Annotated in this window: 18 protein-coding genes and 2 pseudogenes; 13 read left to right on the top strand and 7 right to left on the bottom strand. The window is 50.0% G+C overall.

Annotated features, from left to right (window positions below):
* The first annotated feature begins 74 nt into the window (after window positions 1–74).
* The 13 genes and pseudogenes from GKO28_RS06915 to GKO28_RS06855 all read left to right on the top strand — a co-directional run bounded on the left by GKO28_RS06915 (window position 75) and on the right by GKO28_RS06855 (window position 8,617).
* Window positions 75–881, top strand: coding sequence for a glycosyltransferase (locus GKO28_RS06915; protein ID WP_182075775.1), 807 nt, complete (start codon window positions 75–77; stop codon window positions 879–881).
* Complete coding sequence (locus tag GKO28_RS06910) at window positions 872–1,084, top strand: glycosyltransferase family A protein (RefSeq protein ID WP_182075774.1); 213 nt, start codon at window positions 872–874, stop codon at window positions 1,082–1,084. Before GKO28_RS06915 ends, GKO28_RS06910 begins: the two co-directional genes overlap by 10 nt.
* Window positions 1,029–1,472 (top strand): glycosyltransferase, encoded by a 444-nt coding sequence (locus GKO28_RS06905; protein WP_182075773.1) that lies wholly within the window; start codon window positions 1,029–1,031, stop codon window positions 1,470–1,472. The genes GKO28_RS06910 and GKO28_RS06905 overlap by 56 nt, the downstream gene beginning before the upstream one ends.
* Window positions 1,405–1,986, top strand: a complete 582-nt coding sequence (locus GKO28_RS06900; RefSeq protein ID WP_182075772.1) for a hypothetical protein — start codon at window positions 1,405–1,407, stop codon at window positions 1,984–1,986. Before GKO28_RS06905 ends, GKO28_RS06900 begins: the two co-directional genes overlap by 68 nt.
* Complete coding sequence (locus GKO28_RS06895) at window positions 1,959–2,330, top strand: hypothetical protein (RefSeq protein ID WP_182075771.1); 372 nt, start codon at window positions 1,959–1,961, stop codon at window positions 2,328–2,330. Before GKO28_RS06900 ends, GKO28_RS06895 begins: the two co-directional genes overlap by 28 nt.
* A gap of 10 nt (window positions 2,331–2,340) precedes the next feature.
* Window positions 2,341–2,826 (top strand): annotated as a pseudogene (locus GKO28_RS06890) (glycosyltransferase family 4 protein); the annotation flags it as partial.
* Window positions 2,823–4,283, top strand: a complete 1,461-nt coding sequence (gene wbaP / locus GKO28_RS06885) for an undecaprenyl-phosphate galactose phosphotransferase WbaP (RefSeq protein ID WP_182075769.1) — start codon at window positions 2,823–2,825, stop codon at window positions 4,281–4,283. The pseudogene GKO28_RS06890 and the gene wbaP, both read left to right, overlap by 4 nt.
* Window positions 4,284–4,395: 112 nt before the next feature.
* Window positions 4,396–5,706 (top strand): amino-acid N-acetyltransferase, encoded by a 1,311-nt coding sequence (gene argA, locus GKO28_RS06880; protein WP_182075768.1) that lies wholly within the window; start codon window positions 4,396–4,398, stop codon window positions 5,704–5,706.
* Between the two features lie 90 nt (window positions 5,707–5,796).
* On the top strand, window positions 5,797–6,003 hold the full coding sequence (locus GKO28_RS06875) for a hypothetical protein (protein ID WP_182075767.1): 207 nt from the start codon (window positions 5,797–5,799) through the stop codon (window positions 6,001–6,003).
* On the top strand, window positions 5,981–6,550 hold the full coding sequence (locus GKO28_RS06870; RefSeq protein WP_182075766.1) for a HAMP domain-containing protein: 570 nt from the start codon (window positions 5,981–5,983) through the stop codon (window positions 6,548–6,550). The genes GKO28_RS06875 and GKO28_RS06870 overlap by 23 nt, the downstream gene beginning before the upstream one ends.
* Window positions 6,531–7,019: a PAS domain-containing protein gene (locus GKO28_RS06865; RefSeq protein WP_182077415.1), complete on the top strand. Its 489-nt coding sequence runs from the start codon at window positions 6,531–6,533 to the stop codon at window positions 7,017–7,019. The genes GKO28_RS06870 and GKO28_RS06865 overlap by 20 nt, the downstream gene beginning before the upstream one ends.
* Window positions 6,949–8,097 carry a sensor domain-containing diguanylate cyclase gene (locus tag GKO28_RS06860; protein ID WP_203563981.1) on the top strand — a complete coding sequence of 383 codons (1,149 nt, stop codon included), beginning with the start codon at window positions 6,949–6,951 and terminating at the stop codon, window positions 8,095–8,097. Before GKO28_RS06865 ends, GKO28_RS06860 begins: the two co-directional genes overlap by 71 nt.
* Window positions 8,027–8,617 carry an EAL domain-containing protein gene (locus GKO28_RS06855; RefSeq protein WP_182075764.1) on the top strand — a complete coding sequence of 197 codons (591 nt, stop codon included), beginning with the start codon at window positions 8,027–8,029 and terminating at the stop codon, window positions 8,615–8,617. Before GKO28_RS06860 ends, GKO28_RS06855 begins: the two co-directional genes overlap by 71 nt.
* Window positions 8,618–9,012: 395 nt before the next feature.
* Here GKO28_RS06855 and GKO28_RS22705 read toward each other — a convergent pair whose 3' ends face one another.
* The 7 genes and pseudogenes from GKO28_RS22705 to GKO28_RS06820 form a co-directional block, all read right to left on the bottom strand.
* On the bottom strand, window positions 9,013–9,177 hold the full coding sequence (locus GKO28_RS22705) for an SPOR domain-containing protein (protein ID WP_182075763.1): 165 nt from the start codon (window positions 9,175–9,177) through the stop codon (window positions 9,013–9,015).
* Window positions 9,143–9,970, bottom strand: a complete 828-nt coding sequence (locus GKO28_RS21270) for a septal ring lytic transglycosylase RlpA family protein (RefSeq protein WP_182075762.1) — start codon at window positions 9,968–9,970, stop codon at window positions 9,143–9,145. The genes GKO28_RS22705 and GKO28_RS21270 overlap by 35 nt, the downstream gene beginning before the upstream one ends.
* A gap of 1 nt (window position 9,971) precedes the next feature.
* Window positions 9,972–11,084 (bottom strand): rod shape-determining protein RodA, encoded by a 1,113-nt coding sequence (rodA, locus tag GKO28_RS06840; RefSeq protein WP_307838960.1) that lies wholly within the window; start codon window positions 11,082–11,084, stop codon window positions 9,972–9,974.
* Window positions 11,077–12,936, bottom strand: coding sequence for a penicillin-binding protein 2 (gene mrdA, locus GKO28_RS06835; protein WP_282099397.1), 1,860 nt, complete (start codon window positions 12,934–12,936; stop codon window positions 11,077–11,079). Before mrdA ends, rodA begins: the two co-directional genes overlap by 8 nt.
* 167 nt (window positions 12,937–13,103) lie before the next feature.
* Window positions 13,104–13,610: a rod shape-determining protein MreD gene (gene mreD, locus GKO28_RS06830; RefSeq protein ID WP_182075761.1), complete on the bottom strand. Its 507-nt coding sequence runs from the start codon at window positions 13,608–13,610 to the stop codon at window positions 13,104–13,106.
* A 56-nt stretch (window positions 13,611–13,666) separates the two neighbouring features.
* Window positions 13,667–14,551 (bottom strand): rod shape-determining protein MreC, encoded by an 885-nt coding sequence (mreC, locus tag GKO28_RS06825; protein WP_182075760.1) that lies wholly within the window; start codon window positions 14,549–14,551, stop codon window positions 13,667–13,669.
* Between the two features lie 112 nt (window positions 14,552–14,663).
* Window positions 14,664–15,712: pseudogene (locus GKO28_RS06820) on the bottom strand (rod shape-determining protein).
* Window positions 15,713–16,017: the final 305 nt, after the last annotated feature.

Here is a 16,017-nt window from a genome sequence, read left to right as displayed (position 1 = left end):
TCTTGTTACGCCAGAATGCGCGATTTTGCGGGGGAAAACCGTTAAAATAGCGCATTCACAGCCTAAAGCCTGCCATGAACCGCGCCGCACTCTTGATCCCCCATTTTAATAATCCGCAAGGTTTAGCGGCGTCTTTGGCGTCGGTCGGCGCGGATGAGTGCGTTGACGCGGTGATTGTTGACGATGGCAGCACGCGTGCGACCATTGACGAAGCCTTATGCCGCGCCGCGTGGCGCGCTAAAGGTGAGCTGAAGTTTTATTATTTACCGCACAATTGCGGCATTGAATACGCACTCAATACTGGGCTAGAAGCGATTTTGGCGGCGGGTTATGAATTTGTTGCGCGGCTCGATTGCGACGACCTGTGTGTATCGGATCGTATCGCGCGTCAGGTGGCCTTTTTAGACCAATACCCCGAAGTGTATTTACTCGGCAGCGCGGTGACATTTTTTGATGCCAGCGGTGATCGCTTTACGCTGCATCAACCGCAAACGCACGCGCAAATTGTGCGGCAGATGCATAAAGACAATGCCTTTACCCATCCGAGCGTGATGTTTCGCACCACCGGCGTAAATGAAATTGGCCTCTATCCCATGGATTGCCAAGCGGCGGAAGATTTTGCGTATTTCTGGGCCTTTGTTGCTCGCTACCAAACCGCCAATTTACCCGAAGTGCTGACGCGCTCTGAATACAACGACAGCGGTATTTCGATGAGCCGCCGCCGCCAACAGCAAGCGATGCGAATCAAAATCCTCGCCCGCTACTTTGATTGGCGGCCACAGTCGATGCTCAATATCGCCAAAGCGGCAGCATCGTTGGCACTACCGTTGTCATTGACCCGAAAAATTAAACGACTGCTTGGAGTTGGCACGTGGAATTAAAGCATTCGGTTTTATTACTGATACCCCATTACAACAATCCTGATGGCTTACTGAAATCATTGGCCAGTATTGGCGCGGATGAGCCGTGTGATGTGTTGGTGGTGGATGATGGCAGCACGCGCGCGCCGATTGAGATGGCGGCAGCGAATGCCGCCTACCACGGTTGCGGCACGTTTACGCGTACTCAATTTGGCGCAAAATAAAGGTATCGAAGGGGCGCTGAACGCCGGTTTGCAATGGGCGACATCGCGTGACTACACATGGATTGCACGGCTCGATTGCGGCGATGAGAACGTATCGACCCGTATCGCTCTGCAAATGGCGTTTCTTGCCGCACACCCCGAGGTGGTCTTGCTCGGTGGCGCGGCGAGCTTTGTCGATCAAAATGGCGTGGAACAATTTGTATTGCGCCATCCCACTGAGCACGCTGAGATTCTCCAGTTTATGAAAAAAAAACTCGGCGTATATTCACCCAAGCGTGATCTACAAATTATCAGCGGTCGATACGCTAGGGATGTATCCTTTGGACTTTCCGGCGGCGGAAGATTACGCGCTGTTTTGGGCGTTGGCGCGGCAGCACCAAGTGGCTAATTTACCCGATGTGTTGATCAAATATGAACTCGACCCAAATGGTATTTCGCTGGGTAAGCGCAACACGCAGCTTAAATCTCGGTTGAAATTACAGCGCAAATACTTCGACGGTAGTGCTGCGGCGATGGCAGGCATAGCCCGCACGCTGGCTTTGTTGGCCATGCCGTATGCGTTGGCGTTTAAAATCAAAGCCAAATTGCGCGGGGGAAAAAGCATGAGTGCCATTGTGCATGTGGTGGAATCGTTTGGCGCTGGGACTTTGTCTATGGTGTCGGCCATCGCCAACGCTCAGTCGCAAGACGGGCATCAAGTGACGGTGATTCATTCGGTGCGCGAGGAAACGCCAGCAGGATGGCGGGATTTATTTGTGCCAGCGGTCAATTGTATTCATTTGCCGATGCAGCGAGCGATTCATCCTTTAAACGATTTTCGTACTGGCCGCGCTTTATTCAAATGGATTGCTTCGATTGCGCCCGATGTGGTGCTTTGCATTCCAGTAAGGCTGGGGCGCTAGGGCGCTTGGTGAGTTTGGCTTGGGCTTTGCGCTCTGATGGGCCGCGTTGGTTTTTTTCGCCGCATGGCTTGTCTTTTTTGCAGCGCGCGGAAGGCCGTTTGAAAAACGGGATCTTCTTAACGATTGAAAAAATACTTGCCGGAGTGCCGGTGACCTTTATTGCCTGTTCAAAGTCTGAGGGTGAAGAAATTCGCCGGCACTTATCTGGCAATGTGGTGGTGGTAAATAACGCAGTCGATTTAAGCAAAATACCGCCAGCGAATGCGCTCACTCCCCAGTCCCCAGTCCCCACTCCCCGCCGGCTACGCATTGGTACGGTAGGCCGGGTTTGTTTGGGCGCGTAATCCGGAGTTTTTTGCCGAAGTGGCGAGCAAAATGGCCAGCGACGCGCTGGAGTTTGTCTGGGTGGGCGGTGGCGAAGCCAGCGGCGAAGCGGCACTGCGCGCAGCAGGCGTTGCCGTGTCGGGCTGGTGTGATCGTGCTGCTGCTTTGGCGCAGTTGGCAACGCTGGATATTTATATTCAAACCAGTCGTTGGGAAGGTTTGCCAGTGGCGGTGATTGAAGCGATGGCGGCCGGTTTGCCGGTGGTGGCGACCGATGTCGTTGGCAATCGTGATTTAGTTAAAAATGGCGAAAACGGTTATTTGGCGCATACGCCAGATGAGTTTGTCGCGCATTTACAGGCTTTGAGTGCCGATCCGGCATTACGCCGCCAATTGGGGCAACAAGCGCAGGCTTTTGCGCTGGAGTTTTATTCTTTAACACCGATGATGGCGAGCTTATATGCCGCGTATGGCATTGCGCCAACGGCAGATAAGACGCCCAAAGAGACGCAATGATTCAAGAAAAACACTTACAAGCTGAGCGCGCCAAACCTTGGTTGGCGCTGGCTGATTTTATGGCCTTGGCGCTGTCATTTGGCGTGGCGATGCTGCTGTTGTGGATTTTTCGCTATGACCGCATTTCGGCCAGTTTTGGTCTGTGGTGGGCTTGGGAAGGGCAGCAGCAAGGCTTGGCATTTTTAGGCTTGGCCTTGATGACCATTGCCAGTTTTTGGTGGCGTGGGCATTACAGCTTGCGTCTGCCGTTTTGGGATGAATTGCTCGAAATTTTGCGCGCCTTATTGTTGGCGGCCTTACTCAATGGCATGTTGGTGTTGCTGGGTAAATTTACCGTGTCGCGTTTTTTGTGGCCGGTATCTTGGGGCGTAGCGCTGGTGTTGCTGCCGTATTTTCGTAGCTTAATGCGCGATTGCTTATTAAAAAAACGGATCTGGCAATTGCCCACGGTGATTATTGGCGCCGGTGCCAATGCGGTTGAGGCGTATCGGGCGATGTATAGCGAGCGCCAGCTGGGCTTTGAAGTGCAGGCATTTTTGTCAGTCGATCAAGACGCGCCAGATGAATTACAGATTAATGGCGAGCGTTTGCCGGTGGTGCGTTTAGAGCGCGAAGCACTGTTGGCTTGGCTCAGTAGCAATGGTCGCCCGCACGTGGTGATTGCGGTGAATGAAGATGAATTGCGCCAGTTAGAAACGCAAATCGAGCAACTGTCGCTGCGGTATAAAGACCTGCATATTATTCCGCCGATTGCCGGTTTGCCTTTATTTGGCGTGGTGCCGCATCATTTTTTCAGTCATGAAGTCTTGCTGCTGCGTGTGCGTAATAATCTGTTGGTTAAGCCACTGATTATGTTAAAACGCGCTTTTGATTTGTTTGGCGCGGTGTGTGGCATCTTATTGCTCAGCCCTTTATTGCTGTATGTGATGTGGCGGATTAAATGCGAAGGCGGGCCGGGGGCAATTTTCTTTGGTCATGTCCGTGTGGGGATGAATGGCGTGCCATTTAAGTGCTGGAAATTCCGCACTATGGTGCACAATTCGCAAGAAGTATTGGACCATTTATTAGCGACTGATCCGCAAGCGCGCGCCGAATGGGATACCGATTTCAAGCTTAAGAATGACCCGCGAATCACTAAAATTGGCGCTTTTTTACGCAAAACCAGCCTCGATGAAATTCCGCAATTGTGGAATGTGATTTGTGGCGAGATGTCGTTGGTTGGTCCGCGGCCAATTATCGACGCCGAACTTGAGCGCTATGGCGATAAAGTCGACTTTTATCTCGAAGCACGTCCGGGTTTAACCGGCTTGTGGCAGGTTTCTGGCCGCAACGACACCACTTACGCCGAGCGCGTGGCGCTCGATGCGTGGTATGTAAAAAATTGGAATTTGTGGTACGACATTGCGATTGTCTGCAAAACGATTAAAACCGTGGTCAGTGGACGTGGTGCTTATTAAAGCGGGGAGTAGGGGAGTAGGGGAGTAGGGAGTAAGGGCGGGTGAGTCATGTGTTTTTGACTTTACTCCCTATTCCCAACGCTCCACTCCCTGATTTTAAGAGGTTGAGTTGATGCAAGATTTTGTTCAATGGTTCCGTCAAGCTGCACCGTATATCCACGCTTTTCGTGGTCGCACGTTTGTGATTGCCTTAGGCGGTGAAGTGGTTCGTGATGGCAAGTTTGCCACGCTAACGCATGACATTAATTTGCTAACCAGCCTTGGGGTGCGCTTAATTGTGGTGCATGGTGCGCGTCCGCAAATTGAGGCGCGAATTGCCGAGCGCGGTTTGGAAGGGCGTTATTTAAACGGTATTCGGGTGACCGATCAGCCATCACTAGAATGCGTGATTCAAGCGGCTGGCCATGTGCGCGTAGAAATCGAATCTTGGCTCTCGATGGGGCTGCCTAATTCGCCGATGGCCAACGCCGATATTCGCGTTTCGGCGGGTAATTTTATTACCGCGCAGCCGATGGGCGTGCGCGATGGCGTGGATCTGCAATACACCGGTGAAGTGCGTAAAGTCGATACCACGGCGATTAATTACCGTATGGATGATGGCGAATTGGTGCTGATTTCAACCATCGGTTATTCGCCAACTGGCGAGATTTTTAATCTGACCTTAGAGGACGTGGCAACCTCGACGGCGATTGCTTTAAAAGCCGACAAATTGCTGTTTTTATTTGGTCAAGATGGGGTGATTAATGACGCCGGTGAGTTGCAAACTGAATTGACCGCTTTGGCCGCCGAGCAGTTTTTGGCCGAACACCCGGATGCCAACGACGATGTGTCTTTGTATCTACCGTGTGCGATTCGTTCGGTGCGTAATGGCGTACAGCGGGCGCATTTGATTAGCAATAATGTCGACGGTAGCTTGTTGATGGAATTGTTTACCCACGATGGGATTGGCACAATGATTTCGCGTGAGCCACTGGAAACCTTGCGCCAAGCAACGATTGACGATATTGGTCGAATGCTGGCGCTGATCGAGCCACTCGAAGATCAAGGCGTGCTGGTGAAGCGCGGCCGTGAATTACTTGAGCGCGAAGTGCATCGCTACTCGGTACTCGAGCATGATGGTAAAACCATTGGTATCGTGGCCATTCACCCATTCCCGAATAGCAAAATGGCCGAGTTGGCTTGTCTGGTGATTCATCCGGATTATCGTGATGAAGATCGTGGTGCTGATTTACTGCGCCACGTTGAGCAACAAGCCCGTGGTTTGGGCATCGAAAAGCTATTTGCTTTAACCACGCGAACCAGCCATTGGTTTGTCGAGCGTGGCTTTAAGCAAGCTTCGGTGGATGATTTGCCAATGGAGAAAAAAGAGTTGTACAACTACCAGCGGCGATCAAAGGTGTTTATTAAAGTATTGCTACGCTAGTCAGCAACGCGGCAGATTGATTGTGTCGCGTTTCGTTCGCTAATATGCGGTTTTTCTTATATTGCTTTTTTAGGGATAGTAAGCTTTAGTATGTCTTTATCTTCCCTTTCTTTGCGTTCGCGGTTTATTTTGGCCTGTATTGCGGTGCAGGCGCTATTATTGCTCGCATTACTGTTTAATACCCACCGTATCTGGTCTGAGATGTCGCAGGAGCAAGAGGCTGCGCATATACAGGCACTCTCTAGCTTTATTAAATGCGGTGTTCTTACCCTCGATGATCGAAGGCGATCGAGTTAAAGCGGCCGATATTCTCAATCATCTACAGCTGGCGGACGAAATTGATTATTTGGTGTTGCTCGATGGGCAGCAACAAATGATTGCCGCGCGTGGCTGGGATATTTCTAAACAATTACCCACTCGCAGCAACCATAATTCGTATGCATTGTGGCAGCATCCAACATTAGAGCATGTTCGCACGCCCTTGATTGTCAATGGGGTGCAATTGGGCGAACTGAGTTTTGGGTTGAGCAATATCAGTGCCTATCGCAGTTTTCAGTATTTAATTTGGCAAAACGGCCTGATTGCGATGCTGGGTTTTATGGCCATCATGGGTTTAATGCTGTTGGCCGCGTGGTGGATTTCACGGCATTTATATCGCCTGATTCAAGCCACTGAAACCGCGGCGACCGGTTATTTTGAGCCGGTCTTGGTCGCCGATGGCTCTGATGAAATCGCTAAAATATCGCAGCGCTTTAATGCTATGGCCCGCGCGATTAAGGCGCATGTGACGGCGTTAAAAAGACAGCGAAGCGCAATACCAAACCATCGCGGATGCCAGCAATAGCGCCGAGCTGTGGATCAATCCGGCAGGGCAATTGGTTTGGGTCAATGCCATGGTGGTAAGAATTACGGGTTATTCAGTGAGTGAATGCTTATTGCTACCGGATTTTCCATTAACCATTGCCACGCCAGAAGAGCGCTTGCGCGTTGAAGACACCTTTTTACAAGCCGTTAATAATAAATCCACTGAGCAAGATTACGAATTTCGCGCCATGCGCCGCGATGGCAGCTTATTTTGGGTGTCGGCGAGTTGGCAGCCGATGTTCAATGCCGAACAAAGCTATTTAGGCCTCAGAATCAGTCTGCGTGACAATACTGAAATCAAAGATGAGCGTTTGGCGCTGCGTAAATCGGTGATTGAATTACGTCAGATTCAGTCCTTGGGTAAAAGCTATTTACAGCATGCCGAAATCAGAGCGTGCGCGTATGCTGGCGTTGTTGGCCGCAATGCGCTTTGGGGTGTTGTTTGTTGATAATGACCATCGGATTGTGTTTTTTTATCCCGCCTTTTGTGAAATATGGGGTTTGTCGTCATCACAAGCCATGATTGGCCGCCCGATTGGGCAGGTTTTGCAATTGGCTGATAATCGACCGGCACTCAGTGATGTGCTGTCTTGTTATTTAGAAGAGCACACCGCGCTGGAAGATCGGGTTGATTTTGGTGAGGTCACACTCAATGATCGCCGAGTGATCGTACAAAATTGTTACCGCGTAACCGACCCACAAGGCGTCACCAATGGCCGAATGTGGGTATATGAAGACGTCACGCAGCAGCGTTTAATCGCTGAACGGATGGTGAACTTAGCTGAGCGTGATGCATTAACCGGCTTGTTTAACCGCCATCGCTTTCAGCAAGAATTAGAACGCATGGTGAGCGAAGCGAACCGGCGCGATCATCAAATGGCCTTGGTGTTTTTTGATCTGGACGAATTTAAGCTGGTTAACGATAGTTTTGGGCATACCGTTGGCGATGAATTACTGAAAAGCATCGCCCGTGAAATCAATCTGCAAGTGCGCCGACATGAAGTGTTTGCCCGGCTGGGCGGCGATGAGTTTGCAGTGCTGTTGCCGACTTGTGATGAATTTGAAGTGAGTAAATTGGCCGATCGGATTGTGCAAACGGTGATGCAGATTCAATTTGCCGCTGGCAGTCATTTGATGCGCCCTTCGGCGTCGGTTGGTGTAGCGATTTATCCATTACACGCTAATTCTGCGGATCAATTGGTCGCCCACGCCGATACGGCAATGTATCAAGCTAAGGCTGCAGGTAAAAATACTTGGCGAATTTATCGCCCAGACGCTGATCATTCGCGCAATGAGTTAAACCGTTTATCGTGGAAAGAGCGCATTGTTGATGCCTTAGAAAACGATGGTTTTGAACTGCATTACCAAGGTATTTATTACACCCACAATCGGCAATTGGCGCATTTAGAAGCTTTTGGTTCGCATGAAAGATCCCGGTGTCGAGGGCGGTTGTATTATGCCGGGCAATTTTATTGGCCATGCAGAAAAAACTGGCAAAATCATCGATTTGGATCGCTGGGTGATTAAAGAAGTGATTCGACTGTTGGCGCAATATCCCGATTGCCCGTCGATTGCGGTCAATGTGTCAGGTCGATCATTTGATGAGCCCGAATTACCGCTGTATATCGCCAGCTTGCTCACGCAATACGCGGTGAATCCAAAACGCTTATTGGTTGAATTAACCGAAACCTCAGCAGTATCGGATTTATCCGATGCCCAGCGCTTTATCGACGCGCTGCGTTCAACCGGTTGTGTGGTGTGTTTGGATGACTTTGGCGTGGGCTTTGCGTCCTTTGCGTATTTGAAGCAGCTCAAAGCCGACGTGTTAAAAATTGATGGCTTGTTTATTCGCGATTTGCCCAATGATAGAGACAGCCAGATTTTTGTTCGTGGCATGGTCAGCATTGCGCATGATATGGGCAAAACGACGATTGCTGAATTTGTCGAAAGCGAAACGATTTTTAATATGTTGCTTGAATTTGGTGTGGATCAAGTACAAGGATATTGGCTCGATCAGCCGCAAAAAAACCATCCTGGCCTTAGGTAATGTTCAGATTACGTGTTGATGGTTTTAAGTGCCTGCGGCACGGCTGTTTACAGTCGCAGTCAGTGGCGGAGCCCTCTTTCTTTGACTCGCCAAAGAAAGAGGGGGAAAGAAAGGCGCCCCGAGCGCGCATCGGTCCCCGATGCCCTCGATTGTCGTGAGCCAAACGATGAAACATGTTTGTCTCCCTTCCTCACTCGGTGCGCTTAGACGGGTTTTTAAGCCCCAGACCGACGAGCGCGGCACAGCATCAACACCAAATCTGAACATTGCCCGGACTTAAGTAGTATGTTGCTGCAGATATTGATAATAAAGGCCTGCAACGATATGCATCTATAATTTGGTATTCTACTGATCTGCAACTAAGACCTGGTTGCAGATCCATCCTCTTCGATCGCTTATTGGCTAATCACCGCTTGAATGTTTTTCTCTCCAGTCACTCGGCTGATGGTATTCATTGCTTCGCTGCGGCTGGCAAAAGGGCCGAGTCGAACGCGGTAAAGGTTGCTGCTGCTTTGGATGCTGAGTTTATTTGCTGTCTTGATCGAGCTCTCTGGCGACATGCGCTTTAAAGTTTTCGGCATTGCTTTGCGTCGAAAACGCACCTAGTTGCACATACACTTTGCCATTGCTTTCGGCGACGGGGATTGGCCGTGGTTGATTACTCACCGGTGCCGGCGTGCTGTGAACCGCCACTTTGGCGTTGGCAATGATGTCGCTCGGCGCGTCGCTTGGCATCAGGCTTTCGACGATGACTTCAGCGCTGCCATTATTGGCGTAGCCCAAACGGCAAGCGGCCAAAAAAGACAAATCCATCACTCGGCCTTTATGAAATGGCCCGCGATCATTCACCCGAACAATCACGCTACGGCCATTTTTAACATTGGTCACGCGGGCATAGCTGGGGATCGATAGCGTAGGATGCGCGGCGGTCATTTGAAACATATCGTAGGTTTCGCCAATACTGGTTTTTTGCCCATGAAATTTACGCCCATACCAGCTGGCAATACCTTGCTCTTTGTAGCCATCAATTTGGCTATGCGGCGTAAACGACAGTCCGAGTACGGTATACGGGCGATTGGCCCATTTATGTGGTGTTTCCCAGCGTGGGATCGGTTCGAGCACTTGATCCAAATTGGCCGGAAAATCGGCCATTGGGCCATCGTCTTTATAAAAAGCACCGTTACCTGAGCTGGCCTTATAGCTGCAGTTATAGGGTGATGGTGTGCCAGTCATGGATGACGGCTGAGTCGGTGCTGGTACTACGGGGCGTGGCGTGGGCTTGTCTGGTGTGCTGCTACAAGCGGCCAGTAATAAACTAGCGCATACCAGTGTGGCCGAGTGGGTGAGTTTCATATCAAGCCTTCATCAGTGGGCGATCACGCTGGATGCTCATTAAAATACCGAAACCGGCCAAAATCGAAACCATTGACGTACCACCATAGGAAATCAGCGGTAAAGGCACGCCAACTACCGGCAATAGGCCCGTGACCATACCCATATTGACCAGCGCATAAGTAAAGAAATTCATCGAAATTGCGCCCGCTAATAGGCGACCAAACAAGGTTGAAGCACTATTGGCAATCATTAAGCCACGGAAAATTACCGCCAAATACAGTACTAATAATAAACCATTGCCTAGCAAACCAAATTCTTCGCCATACACTGCGAAAATAAAGTCAGTGGTGCGCTCAGGGATAAAATCCAGATGGGTTTGCGTGCCAGCCAGCCAGCCTTTACCAAATAGCCCACCCGAGCCAATGGCAATCGTGCCTTGAATAATGTGGTAGCCCGCGCCAAGTGGATCTTCCATTGGGTTAAGCATGGTGGCGATTCGGCGGCATTGATATTCGTGCAAAATATTAATGCATAAGTCCCAATGGGTAACGGTGTAGGCGATAACAGCAATCGCTGCACTCATCACGGCCAATACTACCCAAGGTAAACCGGCAAAAAATAAGATATAAAAGCCCGATGATGCGACCAGCAAACTGGTACCTAAGTCGGGCTGCTTCATAATTAGCAGGACCGGAACGATAATAATTAAGGCGCCAGCAATAAAGTGGCGTTTACCGAGGCTGGCTTGGAAATGATTGAAATACCAAGCCACCATCAGTGGCAAGGCAATCCGCATGATTTCGGAGGGCTGAATCCGAGTAATGCCAATATTGAGCCAGCGGGTTGCGCCATGGCTGGTAATGCCAAAAAACTCCACCAAAATCAGCAAAATCACGCCACCGACATAGGCGGGTAACGCCAGTTGCATTAAGGTTCTTTGCTGAATATTGGCGACAAACCACAAGATACCGAGCGAGATGCCCATAAAAACCACTTTATCGGTCACACGCTCTAAATCGCGATTGGATGCGGAATACAGCACCCCCGCCGAAACGGCGAACACCAGTAAAATCAAAATAAATAGCGCAGGATCAATTGGGCGCTTAATACGATCCCAGATATAGCTAATCACCGGTTACTTCCTCGACGATGGCGGGTACGGCCGATGCCGTTTTGCTCGGTGGATCTTCAGGCATTTTGCCCGTGAGGTAATAATCGAGCACTTTACGTGCAATCGGCGCTGCGGCTTGCGCACCAAATCCGCCATTCTCAACAATTACCGCCAGTGCAATCGTTGGTTTGTCTGACGGTGCAAAAGCAATAAACCAAGAGTGATCACGTAAGCGCTCTTTGACGGAATGCGCGTTATATTTGGCACCTTTTAAGCTATACACCTGCGCCGTACCGGTTTTACCGGCCGACACATATTGCGCGCCGCGAAACACATTGGCCCCAGTACCAATGGTCATCACGCCTTCCATACCACGGATGACGCGCTCAATATTGGCCGGTTTCCAGTCCATGGCTTTGAGGGGTTTAGGCTCAACCAAGGTTTTGGCAGCACTGCGAGGATCGGTTAAGGTGGCGACAACGTGTGGACGAAATGCTAAACCACGATTGGCCAGTGTAGCGGTGGCATGCGCCATTTGCATGGGTGTAAAGGCGTTATAACCTTGGCCAATCCCGATGGAGACCGTTTCGCCTGAATACCATTTTTGTTGTGCTGGATTTTTAAAGCGGGACTTTTTCCACTCGGGGCTCGGCAAAATCCCCGGACGCTCACCGGGTAAATCCACGCCCGTTGGGCGGCCAAAATCTAAGGTCCCCATAAATTTGGCGATATTGTCGATGCCCATTTGCACGGCTAATTGGTAGAAATAAGTATCGCTGGATAATGCAATCGAGCGATCAAAGCTCATTGAGCCATAACCACCTTTTTTGGAGTCATTAAACCGATGTCCGCCATAAATAAAATAGCCGGGGTCAGAAATCGTTTGATGCACCAAGGGCAAGTTTTGTTCGAGCGCCGCCATGGCCATAAATGGCTTATAGGTTGATCCGGGCGGGTATTCGCCGCGAATTGCGCGATTAAGTAATGGCTTGTCGATCGAGGTATTGAGCTCATTCCAGCTCACCGGATCAATGCCATCGACAAATAAATTTGGGTCAAAGCCGGGTTTAGACACCAGAGCCAAAATACCGCCAGTTTGCGGATCGATCGCCACCAATGAGCCACGGCGTTCACCAAATTGTTTTTCGATCATTTCTTGCAGCTTGATATCAACCGATAGCGTTAAGTCTTTGCCCGATTGTGGCGCGGTACGCTTAAGGGTACGCACCGCACGGCCACCGGAATCGATTTCAACTTGTTCAAAGCCGGTTTGGCCGTGCAATTGTTTTTCATAGCTGCTTTCAATCCCCAGCTTGCCGATGTAATCGGTGCCGCGATAGTTGGCATACACTTCGTCGTCTTTGAGGTCTTTAATGTCTCGATCATTAATTCGGCCGATATAGCCGATCAAATGACTGCCCACTTCACCCAAGGGATATTGGCGAAATAACCGTGCTTTTAGCTCTACGCCAGGAAACAGATAACTTTGCGCAGCAAAACGCGCGACTTCTTCGTCGCTTAAGCGGGTACGAATCGGCAGCGTTTCAAAGTCTTTGGTTTCGTCTTGTAGCTTTTTAAAGCGACGGCGATCGCGTGGTGTAATGTCGACAATGCCTTTTAAGCTGGCAATGGTTTCATCTAAATTGGCGACTTTGGATGGCGTGATTTCTAGCGTATACGCCGAAAAATTGTGCGCCAGAATCACCCCGTTACGGTCGCGAATAATGCCGCGCGATGGCGGAATGGGCACTAAAGAAATGCGATTTTGTTCGGCTAATGTCAGATAACGGTCGTGCTCAACCACTTGCAACCAAAAAAAGCGCGCAAACAACACGCCAAACATCAGCAAAATAAATAGCACAGCAACAATCAGGCGGATTTGAAATGCAAAACGGGCTCGCCTTTAGGATTGATAACAACATTCTTACTCATGGCAAACACCATTGCGGCATGCCAAACAACCACGACCGATTATTGGCGAAATAGCGAAAAAAACACAGATAGGCTGCACCGATTGAAAACAAGCGCAATCATGCAAACTCATAATTCGTCGGGCGCGTCTTTACGTTGATACATCAGCATCAAATTTGAAAAAGGTGGCCATAAAATGGCAGCAAATAAACTGCCAGTAAAATAGCCCCAGCCCACAAAAGGCTCGCCCATGATGCTGCGAATGCACACCATAATGGCTTGCGACAATAGCAGTAGCGCACAAGCAATCAGTGCTTGTTGCCAAAAAGGGAAGATCGCCAATTGCCGCTGCCGCACCAAGGCCAAATAAGCAATGATGGAATAGGCTAGCGCGTGTTGCCCTAAAATATTGCCATTGGCGACATCCATCAGCACCCCCAAAAAGAAGGCGCAAGCCACACCGACACGGCGCGGCTGATTGAGTGCCCAATAAATAATCAATAGCGCGACAAAATCAGGGGAAAAATTCATTGCCGTGGCTTGCCATGGTAATAAATTAATCAAAATAGCCAGTACAAATGAGCAAAAAATAAAGCCCATACCGGCAGGACGAAGTAATTGGCGGCTAATTGGCATGGCTCAATCTCCGGCCACACGCGCAGTCAGTGCGCAAAAAGGATAAAAAATACACATTATTTAGTCTTGGCCTTCGGTGCTGAGGCTTCTGTTGGATAAGGTGGCGGCGCAGCGGGCGCATCCAAAATTAAAAAATAACGATGCTGATCAATTTTGGCTAAAGGCTCGCTATAAATGCGGGCAAAGGCGTTGCCAGTGGTGCGCTCAACTCGAGTTACTCGCGCTACGGGTAAGCCTGCAGGATAAATACTATCAATGCCGGAGGTGAGCAGTTGGTCGCCCACTTGAACGTCAACATTTTGCGCCATATTGCGTACTTCGAGTGGCGCATGGCGGCCGGTGCCATACACCACGGTACGCAATTGATTGCGCGCCACGATCACTGGCACCATGTGATTGCGATCTGATAACAGCCGCACTTCACTGGTGAGCGGTTGCACGCGAACAATTTGCCCAACCACACCGCTGGCGTCGAGCACGATTTGCCCGGCATTAATTTGATCTTGCTGGCCTTTATCAAGGACTAATTTCGCCGCAAAAGGATCGCGGCTATTGTAGAGAATTTTGGTCAGTTGCGAGCGGCGTGGCGTGTTTTCACTGGCAATGCTCAGCGAGCGTAAATTCGCGTTTTCAATTTCTAAAGCCTGCAAACGCATGGCCATGCCTTTGGCAGCGAGCTTGTCGTTATTGAGCGCTTTGTTTTCGCTGACCAATTGGGCTTGTTGTTGGAGAAAATCCCCACCTTCAATCACCGCATTGATGGGCGTGGTGGCCAGCCATTGCAGGGGGTAAAGTGCCAAAGACAGCTTATCGCGGGCGAGCCCCAACCATTGGTAGTTGGCATCGCCGAAAATCAGCGCAAGCGAGAGTGCAGAAAAAATCAAAACACGCGTTAGCGGTTTCGGGCCTTGTTTAAAAAAGGCAGGTTGATTAGCTTGCATTGGATCTGCGAAGTAGTGAAGGTGTGAGGATGGCGGTAAGGTGGCAGCGGCCCAAACTAGCAAAGGCTTGGCATACGCCAAGCCCTATTTGCTTACCTTACCGGCAATCTAATCAGTCATTAGCAAAAATGCCAATGCCGCCTTTATCGAGCTTTTCAAGTGCTTTACCTGAACCGCGTACGACGCAAGTGAGTGGATCTTCGGCCACAATCACTGGTAGACCAGTTTCTTCCATCAATAAGCGATCCAAATCGCGCAATAATGCACCACCACCAGTCAGTACCATGCCTTTTTCGGCAATATCAGCACCAAGTTCTGGAGGGGTTTGTTCCAGCGCTTGTTTGACTGCCGAAACGATTTGATTGAGTGGGTCAGTCAAGGCTTCGAGAATCTCATTGCTAGAAATCGTGAATGAGCGTGGAATACCTTCGGCTAAATTGCGGCCTTTCACTTCCATCTCGCGCACTTCGGCACCTGGGAAGGCCGAGCCGATGCGTTTTTTTGATTTCTTCAGCGGTGGTTTCACCGATCAACATGCCGTAGTTACGACGGATATAGTTGATGATCGATTCATCAAATTTATCGCCACCCACACGCACGCTAGAAGCGTAAACAATACCGCCGAGCGAAATCACGCCGACTTCGGTGGTGCCGCCACCGATATCTACCACCATTGAGCCGGTCGCTTCTTCAACCGGTAGGCCTGCGCCAATCGCTGCCGCCATTGGTTCTTCGATCAATTCAACCTTGCGCGCGCCAGCACCGAGTGCCGATTCACGAATCGCACGGCGTTCAACTTGCGTTGAGCCGCAAGGCACGCAAATCACGATGCGCGGTGGCGATGAAAACATACGGCTTGGGTTCACTTTTTTAATGAACTGTTTCAGCATTTGTTCGGTGATGGTGAAAGTCGGCAATCACGCCGTCTTTCATTGGGCGCACGGCATTGATATTGCCTGGAGTGCGGCCGAGCATTTTTTTGGCTTCTGTACCGACCGATAAAATGGTTTTCTTGCCTGAAGGGCCGCCTTCTTGTTGGATGGCGACGACCGACGGTTCGTCCAATACAATTCCTTTACCTTGCATATAAATCAAGGTGTTAGCTGTACCCAAGTCGATAGCGATGTCGTTGGCAAAGTAGCCAGAAAGAAGTCCAAACATTAATAATCCCGCAATGATGTTGTGTGATGGCAAGCCAAACTTCAGTTCAGCCCACTGTAAATTGGGCGAATGCTCGTATTATGCTGTATTGCAAGGAATCAAGCTTCGCATTTATTTTTAATTTCGCGTCCACTGTAAATGCTACCGCGAGCCTTTGCCGTAGGTGGGAGAAACAAACCCGATATGATACCCTATTGCGTTGTTGTTTAAGTAGCTTTAACGCGGTAAATACGACCACGTTCCGATTAAAGTACGCTGTACTTGGTCGGCAAAGATATGCCGTGGTTTTAGGATGAAAAAAACGC

Source organism: Deefgea sp. CFH1-16 (genome assembly GCF_016881365.1).
Classification (GTDB): Bacteria; Pseudomonadota; Gammaproteobacteria; order Burkholderiales; family Chitinibacteraceae; genus Deefgea.
The sequence above is the reverse complement of the archived record's forward strand: the minus strand, read 5'-3'. Positions and strand labels throughout refer to the sequence as shown.

Bases quoted from the DNA above. Each gene is read 5' to 3' on its own strand.
- GKO28_RS06915 (WP_182075775.1), top strand. From the start codon at position 75: ATGAACCGCGCCGCACTCTTGATCCCCCATTTTAATAATCCGCAAGGT.
- GKO28_RS06905 (WP_182075773.1), top strand. From the start codon at position 1,029: ATGCCGCCTACCACGGTTGCGGCACGTTTACGCGTACTCAATTTGGCG.
- wbaP (WP_182075769.1), top strand. From the start codon at position 2,823: ATGATTCAAGAAAAACACTTACAAGCTGAGCGCGCCAAACCTTGGTTG.
- argA (WP_182075768.1), top strand. From the start codon at position 4,396: ATGCAAGATTTTGTTCAATGGTTCCGTCAAGCTGCACCGTATATCCAC.
- GKO28_RS06875 (WP_182075767.1), top strand. From the start codon at position 5,797: ATGTCTTTATCTTCCCTTTCTTTGCGTTCGCGGTTTATTTTGGCCTGT.
- GKO28_RS06870 (WP_182075766.1), top strand. From the start codon at position 5,981: ATGATCGAAGGCGATCGAGTTAAAGCGGCCGATATTCTCAATCATCTA.
- GKO28_RS06860 (WP_203563981.1), top strand. From the start codon at position 6,949: ATGCCGAAATCAGAGCGTGCGCGTATGCTGGCGTTGTTGGCCGCAATG.
- GKO28_RS06855 (WP_182075764.1), top strand. From the start codon at position 8,027: ATGCCGGGCAATTTTATTGGCCATGCAGAAAAAACTGGCAAAATCATC.
- GKO28_RS22705 (WP_182075763.1), bottom strand. From the start codon at position 9,177: ATGTCGCCAGAGAGCTCGATCAAGACAGCAAATAAACTCAGCATCCAA.
- GKO28_RS21270 (WP_182075762.1), bottom strand. From the start codon at position 9,970: ATGAAACTCACCCACTCGGCCACACTGGTATGCGCTAGTTTATTACTG.
- mreD (WP_182075761.1), bottom strand. From the start codon at position 13,610: ATGCCAATTAGCCGCCAATTACTTCGTCCTGCCGGTATGGGCTTTATT.
- mreC (WP_182075760.1), bottom strand. From the start codon at position 14,551: ATGCAAGCTAATCAACCTGCCTTTTTTAAACAAGGCCCGAAACCGCTA.